Origin of the sequence: Paenibacillus polygoni, from assembly GCF_030263935.1 — a bacterium.
GTDB classification, from domain to species: domain Bacteria; phylum Bacillota; class Bacilli; order Paenibacillales; family Paenibacillaceae; genus Paenibacillus; species Paenibacillus polygoni.
This window is the reverse complement of the sequence record NZ_CP127162.1, coordinates 993,368-1,018,542: the sequence shown is the minus strand read 5'-3', so window position 1 is coordinate 1,018,542 and position 25,175 is coordinate 993,368. Positions and strand designations below refer to the sequence as shown.

Here is a 25,175-nt window from a genome sequence, read left to right as displayed (position 1 = left end):
GGAGAAGAACATTATTATGAACATCCTGAAAGTCAACAACATCGATTTGGCCTATGACAGTTTCGGTAACGAAAATGACGAGGCTATTATCCTTATCGCCGGGCTTGGAACCCAGATGATCCGATGGTCGGATTCGTTTTGTCGGATATTAGCAGCGAAGAGCTTTCGTGTAATCCGCTTTGACAATCGCGACGTAGGTTGCTCGACGCACTTTAGCCATTATCCGACACTGGATTTCAACGCACTGGCGACTGCTCTCATGTCGGGACAGCGACCAGACATCCCTTACACTCTATATGACATGTCCAAAGACGCTATTGGACTGCTCGACGCCCTATCAATTGACCGAGCACATTTCGTTGGCAGGTCGATGGGCGGAATGATCGCCCAGATTATAGCCAGTGAGTACCCTGAACGGGTTTTATCACTCACATCCATTATGTCCAGTACCGGTAATCCTGCTCTTCCGCAAACTTCCCCAGAAATTATGGCGATGATGACTAAACCGGCGCCGAATCCATTTGAGGATGAAGCAGGATTTTTGGCGCAAAAACTCTCTTTTGCCAAACGCATCGCCGGCACCGGTTATCCGTTTGAAGAGGATTCTTATCGGGCGCTCATTCTGGAGGAAATCCAGCGAGACTACGATCCAGGCAGTGTCGGACGACAAATTGCTGCTATGGCTGTCGCCGGTGACCGTCGTCCGCGGCTTGCGACCATAAAAGTACCAGTACTTGTCATTCATGGGGTAGACGATCCCCTGATTCTACCGGCGTGTGGCGAAGACACGGCTACTGCCATCCCTGGGGCCGAGCTAATGTTGGTGGACGGTATGGGACACGAAATTCCGCACCAACTGTATAGAGTAATCGCTGATGGCATAGAGCGGACGGCTCGTCGCAATTGACACATGCTTCCTTGAATAGTAATCAGCCGGAGTCCTGCGGCGTCCAATAGGGCTGAGTAGGCCCAGGGACAGAGGGTTGGTCAGTGTAATCCAGAGGCGCTTTTTCTGTGGAGATTTTCCAAACAGACGATGGTCAGATTCAGAATCGAATTATTCAAGTAATTGTCACGATAGTTGAATAACATTATTAAAGAGCAGGTGCTTCGGTATCCTGTTCTTTTTGTTAAACTATCCTGCCCATTTGCATAATAAAAGAGAGCAGTTGCCAAGTGGTAAGCAGCTCCCTGCTGTGATCGAACTAACGCTTTACAGTTAGTTGTACAAAATTACTACTCTTCTGCTCTTTTAGCTTAATTACAAAAAGCAATCGATCAATGCAATCGGCTGCCTTTGTAATTAATTATCAGTAAGAAGATTACCGACCTTATCAAAATATTTATATTTAAATGCAAGGGTACCATCCCTAGGTAGATCAATCCAAGTAACAGACTTCTGATTTATACTTAACTTTTGTTCAATTACTTGTTCATTTACCTCTAATTCCATTTTCGCAATATTATTTTCCTGATTAGTCACTATCATAAATTTTAAATTTCGTGATACATGATCGGATGTGCGAATTAAGAATGTAGTAAATGATTGACCAGCATGTTTTTCAATATGTCTCCATTCATAATTGCCTTTTTGGTTTTTAGAAAATTCAATATATGCTGGACTATTATTTGATAAAAAAGCAACTATCCTTGCATCATTAATATCTTTAAGCTCCAAAATCTCAACTGATTCATCTTCATAACCCTCAATAGATTTAATCACTTCTTGTATGGATTCTTTATCATTTCCATAAAGTTTATTTGTACTTTTTGAAAAATAAATCCCCATCATTGTTATCAAAATAAATAAAATTAAAACATATATCATTTTGTTTTTCTTTGATATATCCATATGCCGAATCCCTCCTTCTAAGGTAAGACCTCCAATGTTTAGCATTCAATATTACAAACGCATGTCAGATACATTTGTTGCACTAATCTGCCTCTGCCGGTTTGCATAACTTAAAAGGGAGTAACTGCCAACTGGCAAGCTGCTCCCTTCTGTTTTCTACTATTGTTTTTTCGTTAACTGAACAAACATAGATTCCGATAGTTGTAAGGTCGAATTTATCTTAGTTCAGATACCTATCAATGTGTTCCAATTCAAATAATCCACTCTCACGGATGAATTGCTTAAGTAAATAATTATGGCTGTTTCCATAAATGACAAGAATCCGATCATCTTCTGTAGCCAATCTAGCAATGTTGGAATAAATAATTAAGTTTCTCCTGTACCACCAACGTAACCAGAAGCTTCCGATATAATCTGGGTATTCACCGAAACGTGCTCTGTACCGAATATAGTATTGATGATCGAAAGCATTTATCTCATCATCGTTATGACTACGGATCATTTCCAGCACTGTTCCGGGTTTGAACATCTTATGTAGTCGTTCCGCCCACTCGTTTGATTCGTTGTATAGCTCAGGCTGTTTTTTTTCTACTTCTTCAAAGCCATGTTCCAATAAGTCTTTATCTGCTTGATCCAGATGCATGTAATCAGTCGCATAAATTTGCTCGTGTCCTAGATCACGAGCAATACGATATCCTAATTGCTGAATCTCGTTTGCCAGTGGTTCTGAATCGCCTGAAAGAAATTTCTGGTATTCCTCATTAAGCTCGTCATTTCGCTCTAGAACTTCCTCCACACACACCTTCGTAGGACGAAACTCCGCTATCCGCTGTGACAATTCTTGAATTTCTTTCTGACGATAGGGTTCAAGGATGTCATCTACATATCGAAAATGGAAGACACCCATCACTAACACAACTGGCTTGCTCCTCATACTTACCATCTCTCCTGTTTTCAGATAACTAATTCATAGCTATTCGCCTCCAATAAGTAAATTCCTTCCAGACAAGTGAATTGCTACACGATCCTGCTGGTTTTCATAACTAAAAAGGAGCAGCTGCCTATTGGCAAGTTGCTCCCTTCTGTGTTCAACTATTGTTTTTCGTTCGTTAATCGTCAGTTTACAGATAACTTAAATATCAAAGCCCATCTTGCGGTTTTTAAACGCTCAGGGGTAAAATCGACGGTTTCCCACTCATTCTTGTCTGTAGCCTGCATCCCCCATACGGAAACCGCTTCATTATCTTCAACATCCAGGGTTTGATTTAGTTGGATCGTATTGCTTCCATTAAGACTACTATCACGATCGATATAAGTAACCGCTGATGACGTACCATTTTTATTTGCAAAAGCTGAGGTAATTTCATACAGCGGTTTACTGCCTTCAATTGAAACTGTCTTAATCGATGCGATAAATTCGCCTTCATAGTCCTTTGTCTTCTCTAGTGAATCCTGCATTGTGGTGCTAATTGAACTGTATGTCTTCGTTTTCGTCCCGTTTTCCCAAAGTTCAATTGTAGCAGTAATATCATTTTTGCTTCCGTTATACTTAAATTTCACCGCACCCGACATCGTGCCAAGAAAAGGCTGGAACTTTCGTGCTTCTCCGGCGAATAAATCGATTGGCTCCACGTGCAAAGAAGTTCCTTCCACTTGTTTTGTTATTGTTGTTTCCGATGGATTAGATATATCCTTTGAGCATGCACACAGTATTACAGCAATAATAAGTATGGTACCGATGAACTTTAGCTTCAGCAAAGTTATTTACTCCCCTCCTGTTTATATTGTTTAATTTTACCATTAACCATACTATAAAATGTTAGCTTATTTAAAATTGAAATCCACATAACTATGGTCTATATAAATTAAGGTATGGACAAGAGACAAGCCTGTAACTATTAGTTATATATAGTAGGTGTAACTGGTGTGGATACATGGTTCCGATAGGCATATGTTCCTGTTCCTCGAAAAAAAGGCAACATAAAAAGACGCCCTTTGTCTAAGACATGTGAACAGAAGACGTCTTTTGGGGTCGCATCAAACAGAGAAACCCCGTTTTCTTATATTACCCTGCCAGCGGAGGAATTCCATCTGACAGTGCCTTTGGCTTTGCGAAGCAAAACAACGAAACAGTCAGACGGAATTCCAGAGCGCCCGAATTCCGGAACGTTATGAAAAAGGCGCCACTTCCGGCGTATATCCTGAAGGGATATTCGTCTCCGCAGAACGTTCTGTAATGACCTGCGGATACATTTTGTTAGGATCAGGTTGAATAATCTCATACTTGATGATCGCTTTTCCATTCTTACTAAGTTCTACATCTTTAATCTCAAGTCCATAGCCAGGGTTAGGGAGTTCCAGACTGATTTTTACTTTCACCGTCTTCTCGTCTATCGTTTGGGAGGATACCTCGGGTACCATTGCCTGCTGACCGCTTCCTGGCACAGTTCCCGGTGTTTCATCGGAGGAGCCGCCCTTTCCATATCGATCGATAAACTCTCTCGCCTCATAGACCATTTCTGCCGCCTCCATCCGAGTGAGTGTATCACGAGGTCTAAATTGTTCCTTATCATCCAGGCTGATTACCTTCATATTCAGTAAATTCTGAATCGAAGATGTATACTCAGGTCTGATCTCTTGCTCATCTTCGATGTGGTTGTAAAGTAAGATCACAGGGTATTCACCTGTCGTGTTTATTCCTTCGAATAGGAGGTTTGCAAATACTTCTCTCGTAAGAGCCTCTTCTGCGTCTCTCATTTCCGGTATAGACAATCCCTCTGCCATTGCTGCATCATAAGCTGCATGATACCATTTCGGGTTTCCCGGCTCTGTCGTCTCGTTTCCTGCGCTCAGATCAAATGCATTCACAATCATCTGAATACCTTGTGCTTCTGATAAAGTGCCTGCGGGATTGAACTTATTCGAAGACACTCCTTTTACAATCCCTTGATCGCGAAGCGACTGAAGCATCTGAACCTGTGTATCTAATGTAACATCGTCAAAAGCATAAGCTGACATCCCTCCAAAAACAAGGGACAAACTTAAAGCTGCAACTGAAGTTTTCACGGTTAAACGTTTCATCGTAACCTACCTCCATCATTTATAAACCTTTAACTTCCTCGCGTGAAACGATTTCCTGATTAAAGCAACTAGAGGTAATATGAAAATGGTTCGTATATGTTCTATTCTCTAAACGAGAAAATTCTGAAATTTGTTTCATGCTAACATCCAATCTGTAAGACTACTTCTATATTTCCCAATGACGATAAATCTCATTACAATCTTTTTTCCGCTTCGGTCTTCTTTCATAAAAGCTGTTTTTTGACCATGAAATGGTTTGACATTAAGGTGAATTTACTTAAAAATAAGATTATAATGTTCATCAAAATACATACATTAGAAAGGGCACGACGCTTTTTTAACAGACCAGCGTCCTGCCCTTTTGTGTCCGCAAACACTGATAAGGAGATGAGTGATCCGTGAATGATCGAAGTTTACTTCGTAACTATGTACAGTCTCACTGGCTTTCCTACCTTAGTGCCATTCTGCTAATCATTATCTCCAATGTTGATCAGGCCCTGCTCCCTCGTGTGGTAGGTCAATTTACAGACGAACTGCAAAGACAAACGCTCACCATGGATAAAATCATTCGCTATAGCTTGCTGCTGCTCATTATTGCAGTCTCCTACAATGCTTTATTCGGACTTGGACAGTTTATGATTATGCGGCTCGGCAGAAGATTTGAGTTCATTACCCGGCAGAAACTTTTCGGTAAATTTTCAGAGCTGAGTGACAAATATTTTGCAAAACAAGGCACAGGCAAGCTTCTCAGCTATGTAATGAATGATGTCACTTCCGTCCGGGAAGCGATATCTAACGGCATTAATCAGACAACGAATGCAGTATTCCTGCTGCTGTCTTGTGTAGTCATGATGATGATTAGCGGAATTCCATTTACACTCATTGCGATTAGTGTAGGTCCTCTACTGGCCATTCCTTTTCTAGTAGTGTACTTCGGACCACGTATTCGCAAAAGGTCAAAAGCTGTTCAGGAAGCGCTTGCATCAATGACAGAATCAGCAGAAGAACAGCTTGGCGGGATTCGTGTTACCAAAACGTTTGCAACGGAAGAAATCTCTCGGATCCGTTTTGGTGCTTCTGTAGATGCCATAAGGGATAAACAGCTGAAGCTGGTACGTCTCTCGTCTCTTTTCCAGGCACTGCTTCCGCTGCTCGGAGCATTTTCGCTCGTAGTATCTATTGTGGTAGGCGGATACATGACGATTCAGAATACGATCAGTCTTGGTAGTTTTGTAGCTCTGACCCTGTACTTGCGTATGAATATGGGCCCTCTCCAGCAGATCGGGAATGTGATTAATATGATGCAGAGGTCCGGTGCTTCTCTTGAACGTGTCAACAGCCTGCTCGCTGAAATTCCCGATGTACGGGAAACTTCGGATGCAAAACCGCTGAAGCAGGTAGAAGACATTCAAATTCAGGAACTATCCTTCAAGTATCCAGGCAGTAAAGAGTTTGCTCTTAAAGATATTAATCTCGTTATCCCATCAGGAAAAACCGCCGGCATCGTGGGACGAACGGGCAGTGGAAAAAGCACACTCGTAAAACTATTGCTCCGCATCTATGAACCTCCTGCCGGCACAATCAAAGTCAGCGGGACTGATGTTCGCAGTCTGACACTGGAAAGTTTGCGCTCCAAATTAGCTTACGTACCTCAAGACGGATTCTTGTTCAGCACAACGATTCGCGACAATATCGCATTCAGCAATCGAACGGCTACAATTAGTCAGGTGGAGGAACCTGCGAAACAAGCGATGATATTCGATAATATCATTCAGTTCCCTAAATCGTTTGAAACTCCACTCGGCGAGCGAGGTGTCACCTTGTCAGGCGGGCAAAGGCAGCGTACAAGTCTCGCTAGAGGACTCATGAAAAACTCACCTTTACTTATTCTAGATGACAGTATGAGCGCAGTGGATGCCGTAACCGAAACCGGTATTCTAAACCAATTAAAAAAAGATCGTAAGCATAAAACGACCTTAATCATCTCGCACCGAATCAGTGCGGTGAAACATGCGGACGTGATTGTCGTTCTTGAAGAAGGACGAATTATGGAGCAAGGTACGCATCAAGAACTGATGAACCTGGAAGGCAGGTATGCTTCTCTTGCGCGTATACAGGAGGAGGGATTGCATCATGTCTGATACGATAATAAGAGAGAAACAACCTCATAGCCGTCTGGATATGAACGAAGATAAGAAAAAGAAAGCAAGTGCATTCCGCTCCATATTACGATATGGCAGGCCGCACCGTTTTACTTTTGTTCTCATTTTTATCTGCTCCTTGCTTGGGATTGCTGCCGAACTTTCGCAGCCGTATCTCATTAAAGTCGCGATTGATGACCATCTGGCACTGGGCCGAACGGGGCTAACTTTTCTCATTCAAATTGCTCTTGTGTATCTTATCTTGTCGGTCATTAGTTTTATATTCACATATATTCAAAATAATCTGCTGCAGTATGCAGGACAAAACATTGTAGCTGCACTCCGTAAAGATCTGTTCACTCATATTACGAAGATGTCGATGTCCTTTTTTGATCGCAAACATAGCGGAAGCCTTGTCACCAATGTGTCGAGTGATACAGAAACGATCAGTTCTTTCTTTACACAGGTACTGCTCAGTCTGATACGAGATGGCATGATGCTTGTGATGATTATTGTTTTTATGTTTCAGCTAGACGTGACTCTTGCTCTATATTCTGTAGCTGTTCTTCCGTTCATTGCTCTTGTAGCCGTCTTATTCCGCAAATATTTACGTGAAACCTATCAGCAAGCAAGAACCCGCTTGTCGAGACTGGTTTCCTTTATCGCTGAGAACTTATCCGGCATGTTTCTCATTCAGGCTTATCATCAGGAAAAGGAACAAATGAAACAATTTAACGAGCAGAACGGAAATTACTTTTCGGCTAATGTAAGGCAGATTCGGTCTAACGTCATTTTTAACCGAACCTTTGATATTCTAGGGAATATCGCCCTTGTACTTATGATCTGGTTAGGCGGTAAAGCAGTTCTCGGTTCTTCACTGGAAGTCGGCGTACTCTATGCATTCATCAGTTATATTCGTCAGTTCTTCCAGCCGATCAACCAAATTACGATGCAGTGGAATACATTCCAGTCCACTACAGTCTCCATGGAACGAATCTGGGCAATACTCGGTACAGATCCCGGAGTGAAAGAACCGGAGGTAAGCGATGCTGTCACCCTGACAACAGATGATGTGAACGGACGGATTGATTTTAACGATGTCTCGTTTGGTTATCTTGAGAATCAGCCTATCATTCATAACCTGAATCTTACGATACATGCGGGTGAAATGATTGGCATTGTTGGAACAACTGGTGCAGGTAAAAGTACGGTCATCAGTCTGCTGAATCGATTCTATGATGTGAATGAAGGCAGTATCGAGATTGACGGTGTTGATATTCGTAAAATGCCGCAGGAAACGCTGCACCGGATTGTCGGGCTGATTCAGCAGGACCCTTTTCTCTTCTCCGGCTCGATCATTGACAACATCCGGCTGTTCCGAGAAGATGTGCCGAAAGAGCAGGTTATCGAAGCCTGCAAATTTGTAGGGGCAGATTCCATGATTCGCCGTTTAGCAGACGGGTATGATACGCATCTATCTGAAAGAGGCAGCGGATTATCTGCCGGAGAACGCCAGCTGATTTCTTTTGCTCGTATCGTTGTGTTCCAGCCGCGAATTCTCATACTGGACGAAGCAACCGCAAATCTGGATTCCCATACGGAACAATTAGTTCAAAGCGCGCTCTCTTCTGTAGCTGCCGGGCGAACTACCATTGTCATTGCTCACCGATTATCGACGATCATGCATGCAGACCGCATTCTTGTTATGCAAGAAGGCCGAATCGTGGAATCCGGCACCCACAAAGAACTAATGGAGCTGAGAGGAACGTATGAGGATTTATATCAACATGCACTAGAAGCGGGACGTGAAACGATATTCAAGGAAAAGCCACGAAATGATGCCGGGTAAGTTCTGCTTTATTCGTACGAAAGTACGTAAGTATGCAAATAGTAAACATAGATGCCTCAGCAGCTACCATGCTTCTGGGGCTATTTTATTTGTAAATGAAAACATTACGGAACCTTGGGCTTACACCTTATCTCTTTCCTAAGTCCTGTTTTCTGCTAATAAACCCATTTCCCGTTGCCAACCGGATGATTCTAACATTAGAATTATTGGGTAAATGTACCATATATTGATGGTATCCTTCTTCTGTTCAATATTTATGATGAGGTGAATGGTTAGTGACAAGAATTGTGGTCCCCCCAGAACGTATTCTCGAAATCTCCAAACAATTTACGCAAGCGTCTGAGATCAGTAAAAGCATGGTTACAAGTCTAAATGCGAATATTCTCTCCCTGCAAAGCCAGTGGTCTGGCATAACCCAGGAACGATTTTATCAGGACTTCCAGACTGCTCGTACCCAGATGGAGACATTTACTTCTAGAGTATCTTCAATTGGTACCGATCTTCATTCCATCTCCGTTAAATTTGCGGAAGCAGATGGTTCACAAGATACCGGAATTAGGACAGAAGGAAACAGCAAAGACGCATGGCAAGAACAAACGAAAGAGACCCTTTCGGATGCATTTGATAATGGTTCGAGTGCATGGAGTACCGTCAATGGTTTACGCGGAAATCTAGCTATGGCTGGGACTGCATTATACAGTGGACTAGCGAGCACACTCGTCTTAACAAAGACCGTTGAATTCAAACGGAGTGCGAAAAATCCAACCCGAGCAGTCATCCATAATGCAAAATGGGTAACCGGAAAAGGCCCCGACACCTTCCTAAGAAATATGGCAAGAAGAATAGATAAGCAATTTCGTCAGCCCGGTCTTGTTATGAAGGGATTGAAAGGATTCGATAAATGGGCTGGAAACCTCAAAATAGGGAAAATCGGGCTGGGTCTTAGTAAAGCAAGCAGTTTTCCAGAGTGGACTCGTAATGTGGTAGCTGGAGTACAAAAAGGCCAGTATGGAATGAAGATTTCAGCGATTCCAAAGATGATTAGCAAGAAACTCTTCCCTATTAACGTAGGACTCAATATTTTTGATGAAGGTATCAAAACTGCTGGGAAAATAAAGAGCGGAACCCTCACCGGAACAGACGTTGCCGTATCTGCCTCCAATGTCGTTATTAAATCAGCAGCTGCAGGCGCAGGTGCCCTTGTTGGCGGAACCCTTGGAACTGCATTTGGACCGGTAGGAACGGCAGTAGGCGCTTATGTTGGAGGTGCTGTGGGGTCATTCGCCGGTAAACATGTGGCAAGTGCAGCCGAAGGTGCCATCCGCTGGGCTAGCGGTTTCTTTAAATGATTCAAAAATACGAAGTTATCGCAAAGACCGGAGGTTGACCCATGCAATCGATATCCTATCGGCGAAAACTAGCTTTCGGAAAAGCAATGTCAACTCTCATTCTCATTTCCGGCTGTTCTGTGCTCGTATATGCTCTTACTGAAGATAACCTGGGTATAGGCGAAGCCATTTACTATGCCAGTGGTATGCTGATTGGTTTCTGGTTTTTCGGTCCTCAGCTCATTCGACTTTTGAGCCTCACCTTCTTTAAGAAGCCATTGTTCTCTTATGATCAAAACCATATCGCGCTAAATGACGGAACCCTCATTCCCTGGAGTTCAATTCAGAAAATAGAGCTTCACGAATCTTCCATGAATAAGTGGGTGCAGTCGGTACCTCCTTTCTATCGATTGAAGCTGAAAAATAAAGAACAGGTGGATATCAACACCTACCATGTATTAAGTACTGACGAACTAAAAAGAACACTGAAAACACTTCGCCGTGTGCATAATGGGGCAAGTATAGAATAAAAATACCCCATCTCATAAGAAACTGGAGGCTAAACCCATGCATTCAATATCCTATCGACGAAAACTAGCTTTCGGAAAAGCAATGGCTGCTCTCATCATCATTTCCGGCTGTTTTTTGCTCGTATATGCCCTTACTGGAGATAACCTGGGTATAGCTGAAACCATTTACTATGCCAGTGGTATGCTGATTGGTTTCTGGTTTGTTGGTCCTCAGCTCATAGTGATGTTGCGCTTTAGTTTCTCTAAGAAACCATTGTTCTCTTACGATCATAACCATATCGTGCTGAATGACGGAACCCTCATTCCTTGGAGTTCAATTCAGAAAATAGAGCTTCACGAATCTTCCATGAATAAGTGGGTGCAGTCGGTCCCTCCTTTCTATCGACTGAAGCTAAAAAATAGAGAACATGTGGATATCAACACCTACCATGTACTAAGTACTAACGAACTAAACAGCACACTGAAAACACTTCGCCTTGTCCACAATGGGGCAAGTATAAAATAAGTACACAACAAACACAAACAACTACATATCTGCCAATGATCTGAGCTGAGCTTTCATCATAACCAATTATAGGAGGAATTATGGACAAACCATTAATCACGTTATCCATAGAAGAGTTTGGCTTTGCACTCGCATCGATGGGAGCCGAAGACGTTGCTGCCGGCTTACTGAAGCCGATGTACGGAGAACTATCAGAGCGTGAATGGGAACTGATCCTTCAGGCTGCTTCTCATAGTCTTCTTTCCAAAGGACTTATTGTCAGCTTAGAAGAGATGGAAATTGAATTCGTGCCGGATCTGCTGGAAATGCTCATTCATTTTGCAAGAAGCCGCAGGATGCTCCGGAGCTATTCGCTTAGGAATGATCAAGAAAAAGTACTCACGATTCATGCCGGAGAAGAAGAACAGCATGGTCAATACTTGTACCATCTCGCCGTAAATCAGCGAATTCATCTGTTTACTTGGACAGAACCTGCCGAATGGGAAGAAGAGTTATATCGATTTTATCTCAGTCAGGAACGTTTACTTCCTGCAGAAGCAACCAAACTTCGTATATCTGAATCTAGATGGAATGCACTCACTGCTATTACGCCGGATACAGATGTCTCTACTCTCGTAAGTGAATGGGCTTTAACCGAACCTGAACAACAACTCATCCAGGCCTGGAGTTCTGCTTTCATAAAATCAGGAAAAAACCTAGATAATCTCAGCATTCTTCATTATGGTGATAAAGAAATGCCGACTCCAGAACAGATGTTGTTACTGCTAAATGTTGAAGAGCATTTCTACAGCATCCATAATATTCAGCCTGATCCTACGTCAGAGCCTGTCATTGAAATTGAGTGTTCAACCGAACACACACTTCGTAAGCAGCTGAAAGATATAATTGAGGGTTTCGCTACGTCTTCTTTGCAACGGTAACCTTCTCTCCCCTCCTCTGCTTAGATCACAGTAAATTGTGGTATAGAATAGAGACATGTTTGGAAAAATACTGTTGATGTTCGGTATAAAGGAGGTGTTCCTATGCGTAATTCATCCAGTAATGAACCAACTAAAGCAGAGGTTAGCAATACGAAGCTGAATAAGATGCCTGAACCAGGAGCTTTTGATACTGAGTTTTCTGCTGAAGAAGCGGCTGAAGTATTTGAAAAACAACCCTCCGCACAAAAGAATGAAAAACAGAATTAATTTGTATACTTGAGCAAAATACGGATTAAAGATAAGCTTCGCAGCTGCTTCCGATCGGGAGTACTGCGGAGCTTATTTTACATAGCGAAATTTTTATAATCTCAGTAAATTAGTTATTGACCTATACGCTACGTATACGTTTACGATGGGATCTGTAAGGGAGGAGCATCCATGGAATATACCGTTCATCAACTCGCGGAATTATCTGGTGTCAGCGGCCGCACACTTCGGTACTACGATCAAATTGGCTTGCTGCCGCCAGCAAGAATCAATGCATCTGGCTATCGGATTTATGGAGAGCATGAGGTGGACCGGCTTCAGCAAATCTTATTCTATCGTGAGCTGGAAGTGAGTCTGGATGATATCCGAAAGATCCTAGAACAACCTGATTTTGATCCGGTAACTGCTTTGAAAGCACATTATAGTAAACTCACTAGAAAACGAGACCATCTCGAACAATTGCTCCATACGGTGAAGCTCACCATTGAAAGTAAAGAAGGAGGAAGAAAGATGCAGGACAAAGAGAAATTTGAGGGTCTAAAAGCCGAGCGAATTCGGAAAAATGAAACAAAATTTGGTGCGGAACTCAGGGAGAAATACGGAGACCGTGAAATAAACGATAGTAATGCCAAATTAAGAGGAATGAGTGAACAAGATTATAACCAGATGCAGGCACTTGAAGTTGAGATCATCGGTCTGCTAAAACAAGCTTTTGCGACAAATAACCCCGCATCTGAAGAAGCAGAACATCTAGTTCAGAAACATAAACAGTGGCTGATGTATTCGTGGAGCAAATTCTCCAAAGAGGCATATCAAAACCTTGCCGATATGTATGTAGCAGATGAGCGGTTTACTTCTTATTATGATGAGAAGGCAGGCCCCGGCGCAGCCCAGTTTCTAAGAGATGCGATTCATCATTACGTAAACAAGTCTTAGCGTCTGATTCGATACATTTTGTGGATTAGAAAAACCTCTGTCCCGAGAGCTTCCCGGAGCAGAGGTTTTAAATTTAAAAAGTAACGATTGTGTACTTTTTATACACTCACTTTGAGCCTGATCACGTTCCAGCTGGCTTTTGCCAATTGTGAAGTAACCGTTGTTCCATCTACTACTGCATTACCATTCGTATGCGGAGTCACGCGGTTCGGATTTGCTGCTGTATTCACAGCTTTCAGGTCGTCTGACTCTAGTACTGTGTGCTCGATCAGACGGCAGTCACCGAAACTGCGCAAATCTACTTCTACAGGAAGCGACTCTTCCAGATGACGGTTGACAGCGAAGATCGTGACTTCTCCCGCCTCTTCGTTATGTATCGCGATTGCTTCCAGATACGGAACGTCTGTAATCTCTTTTGTATCATACTTCGATGATTGGATCAGCGGAACAAGTGCCTGACCACGGCCATAAACGGAGGTGTGGAGATACGGATAATAGATCGTTTGTTTCCATGCTGCGCCGCCATTCTCTGTCATGATCGGAGCAATAACATTAACAAGCTGCGCGAGGCATGCCATTTTTACACGATCTGCATGTTTCAGCAAACTGATCAGCATACAGCCTACAAGCAGTGCATCCTCATGGTTATATACGTCTTCTAATTGAGGAGGTGCAACGCCCCAAGGTTCGATCTTACTGTCATTTTCATTGGAGTGGAACCATACATTCCATTCATCAAAAGAAAGGAACATTTTTTTCTTACTGCGTTTTTTAGCTTTGATATAATCGCAAGTTGCTGTTACCGTTTCAATAAATTGATCCATTTCTAGGGAACGCGCGAGGAACTGAGCTGAATCTTGCTCCCGATTTCCATAATATTGATGCAAAGAAAGATACTCTACATGATCATACGTATGGTCAAGTACCGTTGCTTCCCATTCAGGGAATGTCGGCATATGAATGCTTGAACTGCCGCAGGCAACAAGTTCTATGGAAGGATCAACGAGTTTCATTACTTTCGCAGATTCCAAGGCGATTCTGCCATACTCCTCTGCTGTTTTGTGGCCAATCTGCCACGGTCCATCCATCTCATTACCAAGACACCAGGTCTTTACATTATGTGGCTCTTTGTACCCGTGTTTAATACGCAGGTCACTATAATACGAGCCTGATTTATGGTTGCTGTACTCCACAATATTGCGTGCTGCATCTATCCCGCGTGTACCCAAGTTCACTGCCATCATGACTTCCGTATTCGCTTTTTTCGCCCAATCCACAAATTCATTAAATCCAAACGCATTCGTTTCTGTTGTTCTCCAAGCAAGCTCCAGTCTATGTTTCCGTTCCTCTTTCGGTCCTACACTATCTTCCCAGTTATACCCGGACACAAAATTCCCGCCTGGATAACGTACAATCGGTACTTGAAGATCCTGAATTAACCCAAGAACATCCCCGCGAAATCCAGACTCATCTGCCGTTTCATGCCCAGGTTCATAAATCCCGCCATATACAGCACGACCTAAATGTTCAATAAAAGATCCATAAATACGTTTATCTACTTCCCCAATTGTAAAATCTTTATCTACAACCATCTTCGCCTTGTTTGTCATGAGCTTACCACCTCTTTAAATTAATAAAAAAATTAATTCTACTATAAAATGTTACCGCTTACTTTATATTAAAATCCAAATATATTATAAAATCAACCCTCTTAAATCTATTTTTTCAAAAAACATTGGATTTATATGAATGCTAATTCTATAATAGTGGATATTAACTATTGAACGTTCAGGGGAGAATCGAAATGATTAGAGCAAATACAGATGAAAAGTGGCTTCCTCTCTATGAAGCGCTGGCTAGCAATGTACGTCTATCCATTATTAAATTACTTGCAGAGCAGCCGCTCAATATTAAAGAACTTGCAGCAAAATTAAACCTAAGCAGCGCCATTGTTACGATGCATGTACGGAAACTCGAGGAAGTCGGCATAACAGAATCCAAGATGATTCGAAAAAATGGCGGCACACATAAAATCAACTCCCTTTCTGTTGACTGGATCGAAATTGCAATGCCGCAGAAAGCGCAGAATTCTCGCAAATATCAAGAAGTATCTATCCCGATTGGTCATTATACTGAATGTGAAGTTCATCCTACTTGCGGGCTGTCTACTACCGAAAAAGTAATCGGTCAATACGATGACCCCAGGTATTTTCTTGACCCCGAGCGAGTGAATGCTCATATTCTTTGGTTTGGCAAAGGGTTTGTAGAATACAAGATCCCAAATTACGTTTTACAAGGCCATTCACTTACCGAAATTGAACTTTCCTTCGAGATCGGCTCAGAAGCACCAGGCGTGAATCCAAACTGGCCGTCTGATATCAGCTTTACACTAAACGGTGTAAAACTTGGAACTTGGACAAGTCCTGGTGATTCAGGACATGGACGGGGTGTATTTACGCCAGATTGGTGGCTCGATGATGTGAACCAATATGGACTTTTGAAGATTATTAGAGTCACCCCTATGGGTACTTTTATTGATGGACAGCGAATGTCAGATGTGACCATTACAGATATTCCGGTGAACCGAAATCAGTGGACTTTTCGTCTTGCTACGGCGGACGACGCTAAGCATGTGGGTGGACTTACCTTATATGGTGAAGGTTTCGGAAATTACAACCAAAACATTATTTTGCGGCTTTATCATGAGTGAACCTAGAATTATATAAAAAAAGACAACTCTTTGTTTGAAGAGTTGTCTTTTTGGTTTATTGTTATAGTGCGCTTCCTCCGAATAGGAAACGGTACTGCCAGTGTTTGCCTGTAATCGTATCAACACGAACACCGCCGGAGTCAGTGGAATACGTATGCAGCATTTTGTTATCTCCAAGGTAAATCGCTACATGAGTCACGGTCTCTTTACTCTTATCGACCCCTGAGTAAGAAGATGAACTTGAACCTTTATAGGACATGAAGAACATCAGATCTCCACGTTTAAGACTTGAGATTTTGCTCTTCGTATTTCCTTTATTTTTTACATAAGTAGCTTGTTTGCGGGAATCCGTTGGGAGCGTCACACCCGCACCATCTATAAAAGCACGTCTTACAAAGGAAGAACAATCGAAATATTTCGTACTGTTTCGGTCTGCACCATACTTGTATGGTGTACCTAGATATTTCATACCGGCAGAAATGACTTTCTCCACGGTTGCGCTGCTGGATGAACTGCTCGATGAGTCGCTACTTCCGCTTTGGGATGATCCGCTGACTGTTTTTGTATATTTAGAAGAGGAAGAAATATAACCCGTCACGCCATTGGAATCTTTTACTTTCCAATAACTTGAGCTGTATTTACTAACTAATGTAACTTTTTCTCCCTTTTGAAGCATCCGAATAACATCAGAAGAAGTACTTGGTCCTTTTCTAAAGTTAACACCGTAGATCACTTCTAATGTTGTCGTTGCCGCGTAGGCTTGATTTACAAAAGCAGGCATGTTCACTGTTCCAAGTAACAGGACTGCCGCAATGGATGCAGTAAGTATCTTTTTTGTAACCTTCATGTCGTAATCCTCCTGGAAGTCATAAGTTTTTGTCTATTCTAATGGCTTCAGTGACCATTGACTTGTCCCATTTTAGGCGAGGATCCAAACTTCATCATCAGACTTTAGTAACAAATTTATTTTTACTAATATAGTTCCTAATACCTATAATATTATAGAGTATTTTTTAATAATAAACCAAATATTCACAGACTTTTTATTTAAAAAAATGAACTCATAATCTGATATACCAACAAAAATTAACGATATACAAATATTATTTTACATAGTTCTTAAGACCTATGTATTACTTATCTGTTTACGTCAGTGGAAACAATTACTAACGCCTTTGGAACCGGTTTATTAAAAGTTACAAGAAGTTCGGTATTGATTTTTACCTTTTTGTAACTATTTATTTCTCTGGGCTTTCACCGCAGCAAATTGTTACTTCTTTAAGGGGAATCTTTTTCATATGAATTTAATCTTTCTTCATTACTATAAGGAGATGGGCAAGTTTTCTTTGCCCGGATTGGAGGTTTATTACCCTGAAAAAACCAAGAATTGAGGAGCTGACTCCTTTTAGGGGGCTTGCCTTTCTAGCAATCGTCATGCAGCATAGTCTGGCTGAATATATCTACCGAGCAGACATCCTCCCCGCGGATTCTATCATGCTCATGATCGTATACCATTTTACGCGATTTGGAACACCGACTTTTGTTTTTCTATCCGCCGTGCTTCTGTTCTATAATTATGAGCAAAAACTGCACTACCCTTCTTTCATTCGTAAACGGTTTGGCGATATCTATGTGCCGTTTATTCTATGGACATTGGTATACTGGATATCCGTTCGATTGATGATGTATACCAATTGGCTGGATGCAGAAACCTGGAAGAGTCTGGTTAGAGAGTTGTTTGCACCACAAGCTGGGTATCACCTATGGTTTATTATTATGGTATTTCAGTTCTATCTGCTGTTTCCATTGTTCCGCAGGATCGCAATTCAGATCAGAAACAGGCTGAAAGAAATGGAGCACAAACAACAAAATAGAATCGTCTTCGCGATCTTACTGATTAGCGGTCTTGCCTATGGCTATCTTCTATATCTCTCCTATTATCGTATGGGTCAGTGGGCAGTGGCCCCAGGAATAGGACAGACTTTGCTTAACCATCGTACTAGTATTTTTGTTATGTATATCTTTTATTTCATTCTTGGCGCTGTTTGTGCATTTATGCTTGATCGGTTCCGGAGCGTGATGGTAAAAATACTGCCTTGGAATGCACTGCTATCCATCCTTCTCTTTGTGTATCTTGCCTATGATGTACTGCGGGGTTCTGGAGAAACAATGAATTTAAATATCTCTAGTTATCTAAAACCAACGACATTTGTACTCATCTTATCGCAAATGTTTCTGATCTATGGTATCTTGCATCTACTATCGGTGAAGAGCACATTCTATAAACTCTTTACATGGGTTGGCCGATATTCCTTTGGTGGTTATCTGGTACATGCACTAGTAATTTACTGGATTTCGTCCTTTACACGGCCGCTTCAACTGGCAGGTTACCATCTTGGATTCACTTTGCTTACCTTCGCACTAACGGTCATCGTTTCTCTTCTCATTAGTTATGGACTGTCTCGTCTGCCATTTTCTCGTTATTTGGTGGGACTTGGACGGAGAAGAATACCTGCCACGACGACGAAGCAAGATAAGATCGAACCTGGCTTGAAAACACCTGTCACCAATTCATTAACAGAATAAACAAACAGAGAAAGCCTCACTAGAGTTATGCACAGGTGTATAACTCTAGTGAGGCTTTTCCTCGTTAATGATGGATTGCACGATTTTGACCTACCTATAGTCCTGATGAAAAGAACGTAAGCGATTCTAAATGGATTCAATTATTTACTTAAGATATATTCGATCTGCTGCAGTACATCTGCTGATAGCTTGATGCCGGAAGCTTTGACATTCTCCGCAACTTGCTGCGGGCGGCTTGCTCCGACCAGCGCACTGGCCACATTCTTTTGTCGTAAGATCCAGGCAATCGCCAGCTGGGGCATAGATATCCCGAGTTCCTCAGCGATTCTGCCCAGGTGTTTTACTTTTACAATCTTATCTTCTGTTATCCCGTCACGAACAAAATCCAGCTTTGCCGCGCGGCTGTTCTCAGGAAGTTCTGTGGCGGAATTATATTTCCCAGTTAATAAACCTTGAGCCAGGGGCGAAAAAACGACTTGTCCGATTCCTTTTTCCTCGCCGAAGGGAATAATCTCCTCTTCAATAGACCGTTCAAACATATTATACATGGGCTGATTAACGATAATTCGGTCCAGCAGATATCTGCTTGCGATCGCGTGGGCTTCTGCCATTTGAGCTGCCGTCCATTCACTTACACCGATATATAGAATTTTACCTTGGGTCACCAGATCATCCAGCGCACGCAATGTCTCTTCCAGCGGTGTTTCCGGGTCAAACCGGTGGCAGTAGAGAATATCAATATAGCTGAGTCCCAAACGTTTTAAACTCGCATGTGCTTGTTCCATGATATGCTTGCGAGATAATCCTTGATCATTGGGTCCCTCTCCCATCGGGAAATACATTTTTGTAGCAAGAACGTACGATTGCCTTGGATAAGGAGCAAGGCTTTGCCCTATTAGTTCCTCCGCAGCCCCTTGTTCATATACATTTGCCGTATCGAAAAAATTGACTCCTAGATCGTACGCCTCCTCAATGGCAAGAATGGCATTGTCCCGTTCCACGTATCCTCCATATGTAAGCCAGCTTCCCAGACTGATTTCACTAACCTTCAGTCCGCTGCTCCCTACTCTGCGGTAAAACATCCCATACCGCCTCCTACTCCCCATAATAGTGTAGAACATTGGCTCCTGAACAGACTTAAGTGGAGCTAATTCTATTTCATCGATCTTATGAAATCTGCAATTTTACTTATCACGATATCCATCAGGTATCCTACCTCAAACCACACGAGTAAACTGATAAGATAGATAAGCACCATATAATGATTAGAAGCGGAGCAGTATAAGGAAAAATACTAAATCCAGAAGTGGATACTGTCAAGCAAATCTAATCAATCAAAATGATTGCATAAATAAAACGACCTGTTCTTTCCCTCCCCTTAAGGAGATGGAGAACAGGCCGTTCTATTTTGTGCAAATTTGTTAAAGCAAATTAGAATCTTATTAGCTTTTTTCGGGAGACATGGCTTCATGACCAGGTCTTGGATTCATTTGCATTTTACGATGGATGAATTTCGTTAGATCTGGAGTCAATTCTTCCTTCAGATGATCAATAAGCTGCTTTTCACTGATTCCTTTGGCCTGGGCAATCTCTGCTAACGACTTCCCTTGCTTCAGTTCCTGATCAAGCTGATTTGTCGTCATTCCAAGAAACTTCGCTATGGATTCTCGGTTGATCTTACTTTGTCCTTTACTGCGGCTGGTATGTTTCTGTTTCAGTTCACCAATCGGTGTATGAATTACTTTATTTAATCTTTCACTTATCGACTCTTTCATCGAAACTGCTTGTTCTTTGGTTAAGCAGCCTGCTTTTACTACTTCATCAACACGCTTCTCCACAGCTGGCTTTAATTGCTCTTCAAGCTGCTGGCTTGTCATGCCTTTCGCTTTCGCAATCTCAGCAATGGTCTTTCCTTGCTGCATCTCTGCCGCAAGCGTCTTTGTATCTATCTTTAAAATCGTAGCTGTCTCTTCCATAAAATACAGGTAATGACCTGTACGTCCACAGTCCGCCGTATTCGGCTTCTCGGTCTCCGTAAGTACAACGTTAGGCTGCGCCATGACATAACTGCCCTGTCCCATGAGTAAAGATCCAAGCAATGCTGCAGATAGAATGCTAACGAGATATTTCTTCATCTTGTATTGTCCACCTTCCTGGTGCTTATAATGACTTACACCTTGTTATTGTGGACGAACAGACCCCTTTTTTATCCATTGCAAGAAAAATAAGTAGAACTAAGCTTGTTATTACTCCTTTATACGCCGGAAGGAAAGCGGATAACTGCTTCTGTTCCTACTTCTTTTTCACTGCTATATTCAATCGTGCCGTCCATCGCTTCAATAATCCGGAAGGTCACCATCATACCAAGTCCAGTTCCTTTTGTTTTATTAGAAAAGTAAGGCTCACCGAGTCTCTCCAGTTCCTCTTGGTTCATACCTATTCCATTATCCTGAACATGAATGACTACTTCCGTTCCTGCAAGATAAGCCTTAACCCTCACCTCTCCGCTGCCTTGCAGCGCCTCTATGCTATTCTTCATAATATTAATAAAAGCCTGTTTGAACTTGGAAGAATTGCCCCGGATCCACAAGTTATTTGGGATGTCCATGATGATTATGCCTCCCTCGAGGTTCGCCATCGGGATGAGGACTCCTTCAATATGATTGAACTCTTCCGATAGATTAATAAGTGCAATATGATCAAATTCAGGCTTCGCAAAAGTTAAGAAATCATTAATGATATCCGATGCTCTGTCCAGTTCATCTAATGCAATGCCTACATACTTTTTATTCTTGTCATCATCCTGCTTGCTCATCAGCTGCAAAAATCCCCGTGTGACCTGCAGCGGGTTACGTACTTCATGAGCAACCGAGGCAGCGAGTTCGCTGATGATTTTGATTTTTTCAGAACGCTGCAGTTCATTACTAACCGCCTCTAGTTCCTCTGTATAACGCACAACTTCTTCATACTTTCCAAGCAACCTTTGGCCTTTCACCGTCAAAATCGAACAGACAAAAATAAAAATGGTCCATTTCGATAGATCTAACTCATACCAAGGTACGGAATAATATAAAAACCATTCTATTATGGTGGTGAGTGCAAATATACCAAAACCAATGGAAAGCAAGGTTGCCCCTTTTTCCCCTTTTATCGCCTCTTTGATCGTCACATATAGCAAGACCAACAGTTCAATTACATAAATCACCCCAAAAACAGGGCCTGTTATAAACCTCATAAAAAGGGACATCTCTGGATACAGCAGACATGCTGCCGTACAGAATATATAAAACAGGGTATAAGCTACTAGATAGTTTCTCAGCTTGCGTATGATTCGTTTTGCCTCGTCTGAAGTAAATATTTGTTCAAAGCAATAAGCAAGCACAGGCAGTTCTATGGCAAAACAAATTAAAAAAGAATAGTAAAATAGCTGTGTCATATCCGGATAAAAAGTATAAATTGTACTGGAATTCATCGAGATGGTGAATCCTAAACAACCAATGAGTACGGATATTCCAAGCCATAACTTATATTTCAACTTATACATAAACATCGAAAATGCGATGATAATAACGGACAAAACGAGCAGTATACTCCCAAGGACCAGTTCATCTATCCCATCGCTCACATATTTCTTATTCAGGCTCGCAGAAGAACCGATCCAAATGGACGGATCGACACCGACCTTAAAATAATCACTATGCGTCCAGATAACAATAGTTCCCCCCGCATCTTGATTATGTAAGGGTATTAATAATGGATTTCTATTAAATTGATGCTGAGATCCTTGCTCATACAAAATATGTTCGTCTTTATAGACTCTAATCTGCTGACCATAGATACGTTTAAAATAAATGGCCATATCATCTTTTATATCTTCGGGCAGCTTTATTCTGATCCAAGCAGTATGCGGCGAGGACGATAGCTGTTGTTCTATGGGGGAATCAGCTTGAATGGTTGTCCACTCATCGTCCCCAGAGGTTAGTTCATCTATCGTATGACCTGTCCAATTCTGAGGCCAAGCCATCTCCCAAGAAGGTAACTTTCGGGACTGACCTTCCTCTGCTGCATGACTGACGGGTGGTGGTAATATGAAGAGTACCGATAGTAAACACAAGATGATGACAAACGATACCCTAGGAACAATCTTCATTATTCACACCTCAATAATTCAGTTATTATATGAATTCCTTTTCTTCTTTACCTTACAAGGATTAAAACACATCTTTATTTTTCCATAACGTCTGAGTAGATTTCGCTTTTTTCTCTTCTCGTCTTTGGGCTCGTTCTTCCTCATATTGATTCGTAATCATTTCTACAATCTTACGTTCCATAGGCTCTCTGTACTCTTCCCATACCAGACTCTCTTCATCTTCGTAGATCGTCCAGATGTCTGAGAATAAATAATCTCTGATCTCCACAATTTTCCCATTCCATATCCCGCCAGTCCAATATAAACCGCTAGGAGTACGAATGACCGTTCTTGAAAAACCTGGTGTTGATGCTTTTTGTCCAATTCGAATTGTTTCTACCATATTCCCAAAAGTAAACCACTCCATTAATCAATTCTCCCTTTCTCCGTACATATTTCTCTTTACATCATTACCTCTGTTCTTCCTCTGATTCAAGCTCCCTCAAATCGGTTTAAGAATGGGCAAGAACAAACTATGAGCATAGGTTATGAGAAGATAAGGAGGAGACGAAAATGAATGAATCACATCGGAATGTAGAGGTTGAACGAAGAGATGTTCAGAAAAAATCCGATTCAAGTTTAGTAGCATCCACCTTCATCAAGTATGCGGCTTACATCATTATTTTCTTTGGACTACTGTATTTCCTCGTAAAATATGTATTCCCTATGTTCTAAAAGGACAGTATATAACATCAGCATCAGAAAGGAGAATTCTTGATGGATAATAGACCTAAAACAAGCGAAGCCGATTTTGCTTATGATCGATATAAAACGTTAAACCAAGAGACTGAAAATATGGATATGATACCAGAAGATGATCTGAATTATGTGAATACGTATACCGAGCAGACGATCAGTCTTGACGAAGATACGCACCCAGCAGATGCAGAGACAGCTGAGCAAGGGATTATGCAGGATCTGCGTCCTATTTCTGCAGCAGATGACACCTGGGAAGCAGATGCTAATACTCCAAATGAAGAGCTTCTTCGTTCATCCGAGCCGGATCTTGCAGCTGTACCCGATGCAGATGAGATTGCAAAAGACAGTCCCATCGATCCCGTATCTCCTGATCCTGATGCCATGCATGGAACCGATCTCATTAATGGAGTCGGAAATCCGGATCAAACCTAAAACCAGAGCTTGTTTCTAAAAGTTTCTTGGTAACTATTTAAAGGTATGATGAAAATGATTCTTTTAAATAGTATAAACGAATATCTTACATCTGGTTACTGTTTTGTTCCTAAAATAGTAAAATGAGAGAAAAGAACCCTTTCCATTCAGATAGGGTTCTTTCCTGTGTGTCCAGTTTTGGGGTATGATAATCCTATTCGACATGAATCAAGGAGGAGCTTGTATGTTCGTCAAATCAAAAGGTTTCAAACTTCTATTTATTGTTTCCGCCCTTCTGCTTGTACTTGCGGGTTGTGGACAAGATGAAGCGCAAAATGATGAGCTTGAATTCGGAGGCATTGGCATTCCAAACGCAGATGCTTCGCATCCGGTGGCAACCATTGAACTGGATAATGGTAAAAAGATCGTCTTAGAGTTGTATCCGGAGGTAGCTCCTAATACAGTGAACAATTTTATCTCGCTGGCTAACAGCGGATTTTATGACGGTACGATCTTTCACCGTGTGATTCCAAACTTTATGATTCAAGGCGGAGATCCGGAAGGTACGGGTTCTGGCGGCCCCGGCTATAGTATCAAAGGTGAATTCACAAGTAACGGAGTGAAGAACCACCTGCTTCATACCCGCGGCGTCATTTCGATGGCTCGTGGGAATGATCTGGATTCTGCAGGATCCCAGTTCTTTATCGTACAAGCTGATTCCGCGCATTTGGATGATATTTATGCTAGTTTTGGTAAAGTAATCGAAGGTATGGATGTGGTTGATGAAATCGCAAATCTGAAAACGGTAAAAAAAGATCGGCCCGAAAATCCGCCGGTTATGACCAAAGTAACCGTAGATACGCTGGGTGTAGATTATCCGGAACCGGAAAAGATTCAATAAGGAAAAGACCGACAGGCATGAATGGGGTTCGTCCCCTTCTCTATGCTTGCCGGTCTTTTTTTAAACCATGTGATGTATGTGTTACACGAGAAAACAAATATTTTTAAAACAAGATGCGAACCCAACCCATAATCGAGATCCAGAGCGGTATACTGAGAATGGTGCCCCACATTAACCCTTTTAATAGCTGTGTATTATTCACTTCCAATATCAACGACCCCTTCACTGTTTAATTAGTCGTAGTATCGGTATTCAAAATAAGCTGTATAC

General features: G+C 41.9%; 24 protein-coding genes. 14 read left to right on the top strand and 10 right to left on the bottom strand.

Annotated elements, in window-relative coordinates; all coding sequences use genetic code 11:
• Window positions 1-16 precede the first annotated feature (16 nt).
• Entirely contained in the window at window positions 17-907 is an 891-nt protein-coding gene (locus tag QPK24_RS04865) for an alpha/beta fold hydrolase (protein ID WP_285746628.1), read from the top strand.
• Between the two features lie 396 nt (window positions 908-1,303).
• On the opposite strand, the gene QPK24_RS04860 is transcribed toward QPK24_RS04865, so the two are convergent.
• The 4 genes from QPK24_RS04860 to QPK24_RS04845 form a co-directional block, all read right to left on the bottom strand.
• On the bottom strand, window positions 1,304-1,852 hold the full coding sequence (locus QPK24_RS04860) for a hypothetical protein (protein ID WP_285746626.1): 549 nt from the start codon (window positions 1,850-1,852) through the stop codon (window positions 1,304-1,306).
• A gap of 220 nt (window positions 1,853-2,072) precedes the next feature.
• Complete coding sequence (locus tag QPK24_RS04855) at window positions 2,073-2,786, bottom strand: DUF5694 domain-containing protein (protein ID WP_285746624.1); 714 nt, start codon at window positions 2,784-2,786, stop codon at window positions 2,073-2,075.
• Between the two features lie 182 nt (window positions 2,787-2,968).
• Window positions 2,969-3,610, bottom strand: a complete 642-nt coding sequence (locus tag QPK24_RS04850) for a hypothetical protein (RefSeq protein ID WP_285746622.1) — start codon at window positions 3,608-3,610, stop codon at window positions 2,969-2,971.
• A 411-nt stretch (window positions 3,611-4,021) separates the two neighbouring features.
• Window positions 4,022-4,933, bottom strand: coding sequence for an S-layer homology domain-containing protein (locus QPK24_RS04845; RefSeq protein ID WP_285746620.1), 912 nt, complete (start codon window positions 4,931-4,933; stop codon window positions 4,022-4,024).
• Between the two features lie 398 nt (window positions 4,934-5,331).
• Between QPK24_RS04845 and QPK24_RS04840 the strand changes: the two genes are divergently transcribed.
• The 8 genes from QPK24_RS04840 to QPK24_RS04805 all read left to right on the top strand — a co-directional run bounded on the left by QPK24_RS04840 (window position 5,332) and on the right by QPK24_RS04805 (window position 13,409).
• Window positions 5,332-7,074, top strand: coding sequence for an ABC transporter ATP-binding protein (locus tag QPK24_RS04840; RefSeq protein ID WP_285746618.1), 1,743 nt, complete (start codon window positions 5,332-5,334; stop codon window positions 7,072-7,074).
• A complete protein-coding gene (locus tag QPK24_RS04835; RefSeq protein ID WP_407082950.1) occupies window positions 7,067-8,923 on the top strand; it encodes an ABC transporter ATP-binding protein in 1,857 nt (618 codons plus the stop codon). Before QPK24_RS04840 ends, QPK24_RS04835 begins: the two co-directional genes overlap by 8 nt.
• A 275-nt stretch (window positions 8,924-9,198) precedes the next feature.
• A complete protein-coding gene (locus QPK24_RS04830) occupies window positions 9,199-10,272 on the top strand; it encodes a WXG100 family type VII secretion target (RefSeq protein WP_285746616.1) in 1,074 nt (357 codons plus the stop codon).
• A 41-nt stretch (window positions 10,273-10,313) separates the two neighbouring features.
• Entirely contained in the window at window positions 10,314-10,781 is a 468-nt protein-coding gene (locus tag QPK24_RS04825) for a DUF5381 family protein (protein ID WP_285746614.1), read from the top strand.
• A 37-nt stretch (window positions 10,782-10,818) separates the two neighbouring features.
• Window positions 10,819-11,286, top strand: coding sequence for a DUF5381 family protein (locus QPK24_RS04820; RefSeq protein ID WP_285746612.1), 468 nt, complete (start codon window positions 10,819-10,821; stop codon window positions 11,284-11,286).
• A gap of 80 nt (window positions 11,287-11,366) precedes the next feature.
• Entirely contained in the window at window positions 11,367-12,206 is an 840-nt protein-coding gene (locus QPK24_RS04815; protein WP_285746610.1) for a hypothetical protein, read from the top strand.
• Between the two features lie 102 nt (window positions 12,207-12,308).
• Window positions 12,309-12,473: a hypothetical protein gene (locus QPK24_RS04810; protein ID WP_285746608.1), complete on the top strand. Its 165-nt coding sequence runs from the start codon at window positions 12,309-12,311 to the stop codon at window positions 12,471-12,473.
• Window positions 12,474-12,644: 171 nt separating this feature from the next.
• Complete coding sequence (locus QPK24_RS04805; RefSeq protein WP_285746606.1) at window positions 12,645-13,409, top strand: MerR family transcriptional regulator; 765 nt, start codon at window positions 12,645-12,647, stop codon at window positions 13,407-13,409.
• Window positions 13,410-13,507: 98 nt separating this feature from the next.
• On the opposite strand, the gene arfA is transcribed toward QPK24_RS04805, so the two are convergent.
• Window positions 13,508-15,019, bottom strand: coding sequence for an arabinosylfuranosidase ArfA (gene arfA, locus QPK24_RS04800; RefSeq protein WP_285746604.1), 1,512 nt, complete (start codon window positions 15,017-15,019; stop codon window positions 13,508-13,510).
• Window positions 15,020-15,213: 194 nt separating this feature from the next.
• Here arfA and QPK24_RS04795 point away from each other — a divergent pair, with 194 nt between their 5' ends.
• Window positions 15,214-16,119, top strand: coding sequence for an ArsR/SmtB family transcription factor (locus tag QPK24_RS04795; protein WP_285746601.1), 906 nt, complete (start codon window positions 15,214-15,216; stop codon window positions 16,117-16,119).
• A 61-nt stretch (window positions 16,120-16,180) separates the two neighbouring features.
• Here the strand turns inward: QPK24_RS04795 and QPK24_RS04790 are convergent, their stop codons facing one another.
• A complete protein-coding gene (locus QPK24_RS04790) occupies window positions 16,181-16,966 on the bottom strand; it encodes a C40 family peptidase (RefSeq protein WP_285746599.1) in 786 nt (261 codons plus the stop codon).
• Between the two features lie 470 nt (window positions 16,967-17,436).
• Here QPK24_RS04790 and QPK24_RS04785 point away from each other — a divergent pair, with 470 nt between their 5' ends.
• The gene (locus QPK24_RS04785; RefSeq protein WP_407082991.1) at window positions 17,437-18,705 is read left to right on the top strand and encodes an acyltransferase; all 1,269 of its coding nucleotides are present in this window, start codon (window positions 17,437-17,439) and stop codon (window positions 18,703-18,705) included.
• A gap of 140 nt (window positions 18,706-18,845) precedes the next feature.
• Here the strand turns inward: QPK24_RS04785 and QPK24_RS04780 are convergent, their stop codons facing one another.
• From QPK24_RS04780 to QPK24_RS04765, 4 genes are all read right to left on the bottom strand, one after another.
• On the bottom strand, window positions 18,846-19,787 hold the full coding sequence (locus tag QPK24_RS04780; RefSeq protein ID WP_285746595.1) for an aldo/keto reductase family protein: 942 nt from the start codon (window positions 19,785-19,787) through the stop codon (window positions 18,846-18,848).
• 360 nt (window positions 19,788-20,147) lie between these two features.
• A complete protein-coding gene (locus QPK24_RS04775) occupies window positions 20,148-20,840 on the bottom strand; it encodes a hypothetical protein (RefSeq protein ID WP_285746593.1) in 693 nt (230 codons plus the stop codon).
• 119 nt (window positions 20,841-20,959) lie between these two features.
• Window positions 20,960-22,855, bottom strand: a complete 1,896-nt coding sequence (locus QPK24_RS04770) for a sensor histidine kinase (RefSeq protein WP_285746591.1) — start codon at window positions 22,853-22,855, stop codon at window positions 20,960-20,962.
• 61 nt (window positions 22,856-22,916) lie between these two features.
• Window positions 22,917-23,261 (bottom strand): hypothetical protein, encoded by a 345-nt coding sequence (locus tag QPK24_RS04765; RefSeq protein WP_285746589.1) that lies wholly within the window; start codon window positions 23,259-23,261, stop codon window positions 22,917-22,919.
• 146 nt (window positions 23,262-23,407) lie between these two features.
• Here QPK24_RS04765 and QPK24_RS04760 point away from each other — a divergent pair, with 146 nt between their 5' ends.
• From QPK24_RS04760 to QPK24_RS04750, 3 genes are all read left to right on the top strand, one after another.
• Window positions 23,408-23,569, top strand: a complete 162-nt coding sequence (locus QPK24_RS04760) for a hypothetical protein (protein ID WP_201450680.1) — start codon at window positions 23,408-23,410, stop codon at window positions 23,567-23,569.
• Between the two features lie 42 nt (window positions 23,570-23,611).
• On the top strand, window positions 23,612-24,025 hold the full coding sequence (locus QPK24_RS04755; RefSeq protein ID WP_285746586.1) for a hypothetical protein: 414 nt from the start codon (window positions 23,612-23,614) through the stop codon (window positions 24,023-24,025).
• 223 nt (window positions 24,026-24,248) lie between these two features.
• The gene (locus QPK24_RS04750) at window positions 24,249-24,905 is read left to right on the top strand and encodes a peptidylprolyl isomerase (RefSeq protein ID WP_285746584.1); all 657 of its coding nucleotides are present in this window, start codon (window positions 24,249-24,251) and stop codon (window positions 24,903-24,905) included.
• Window positions 24,906-25,175 lie beyond the last annotated feature (270 nt).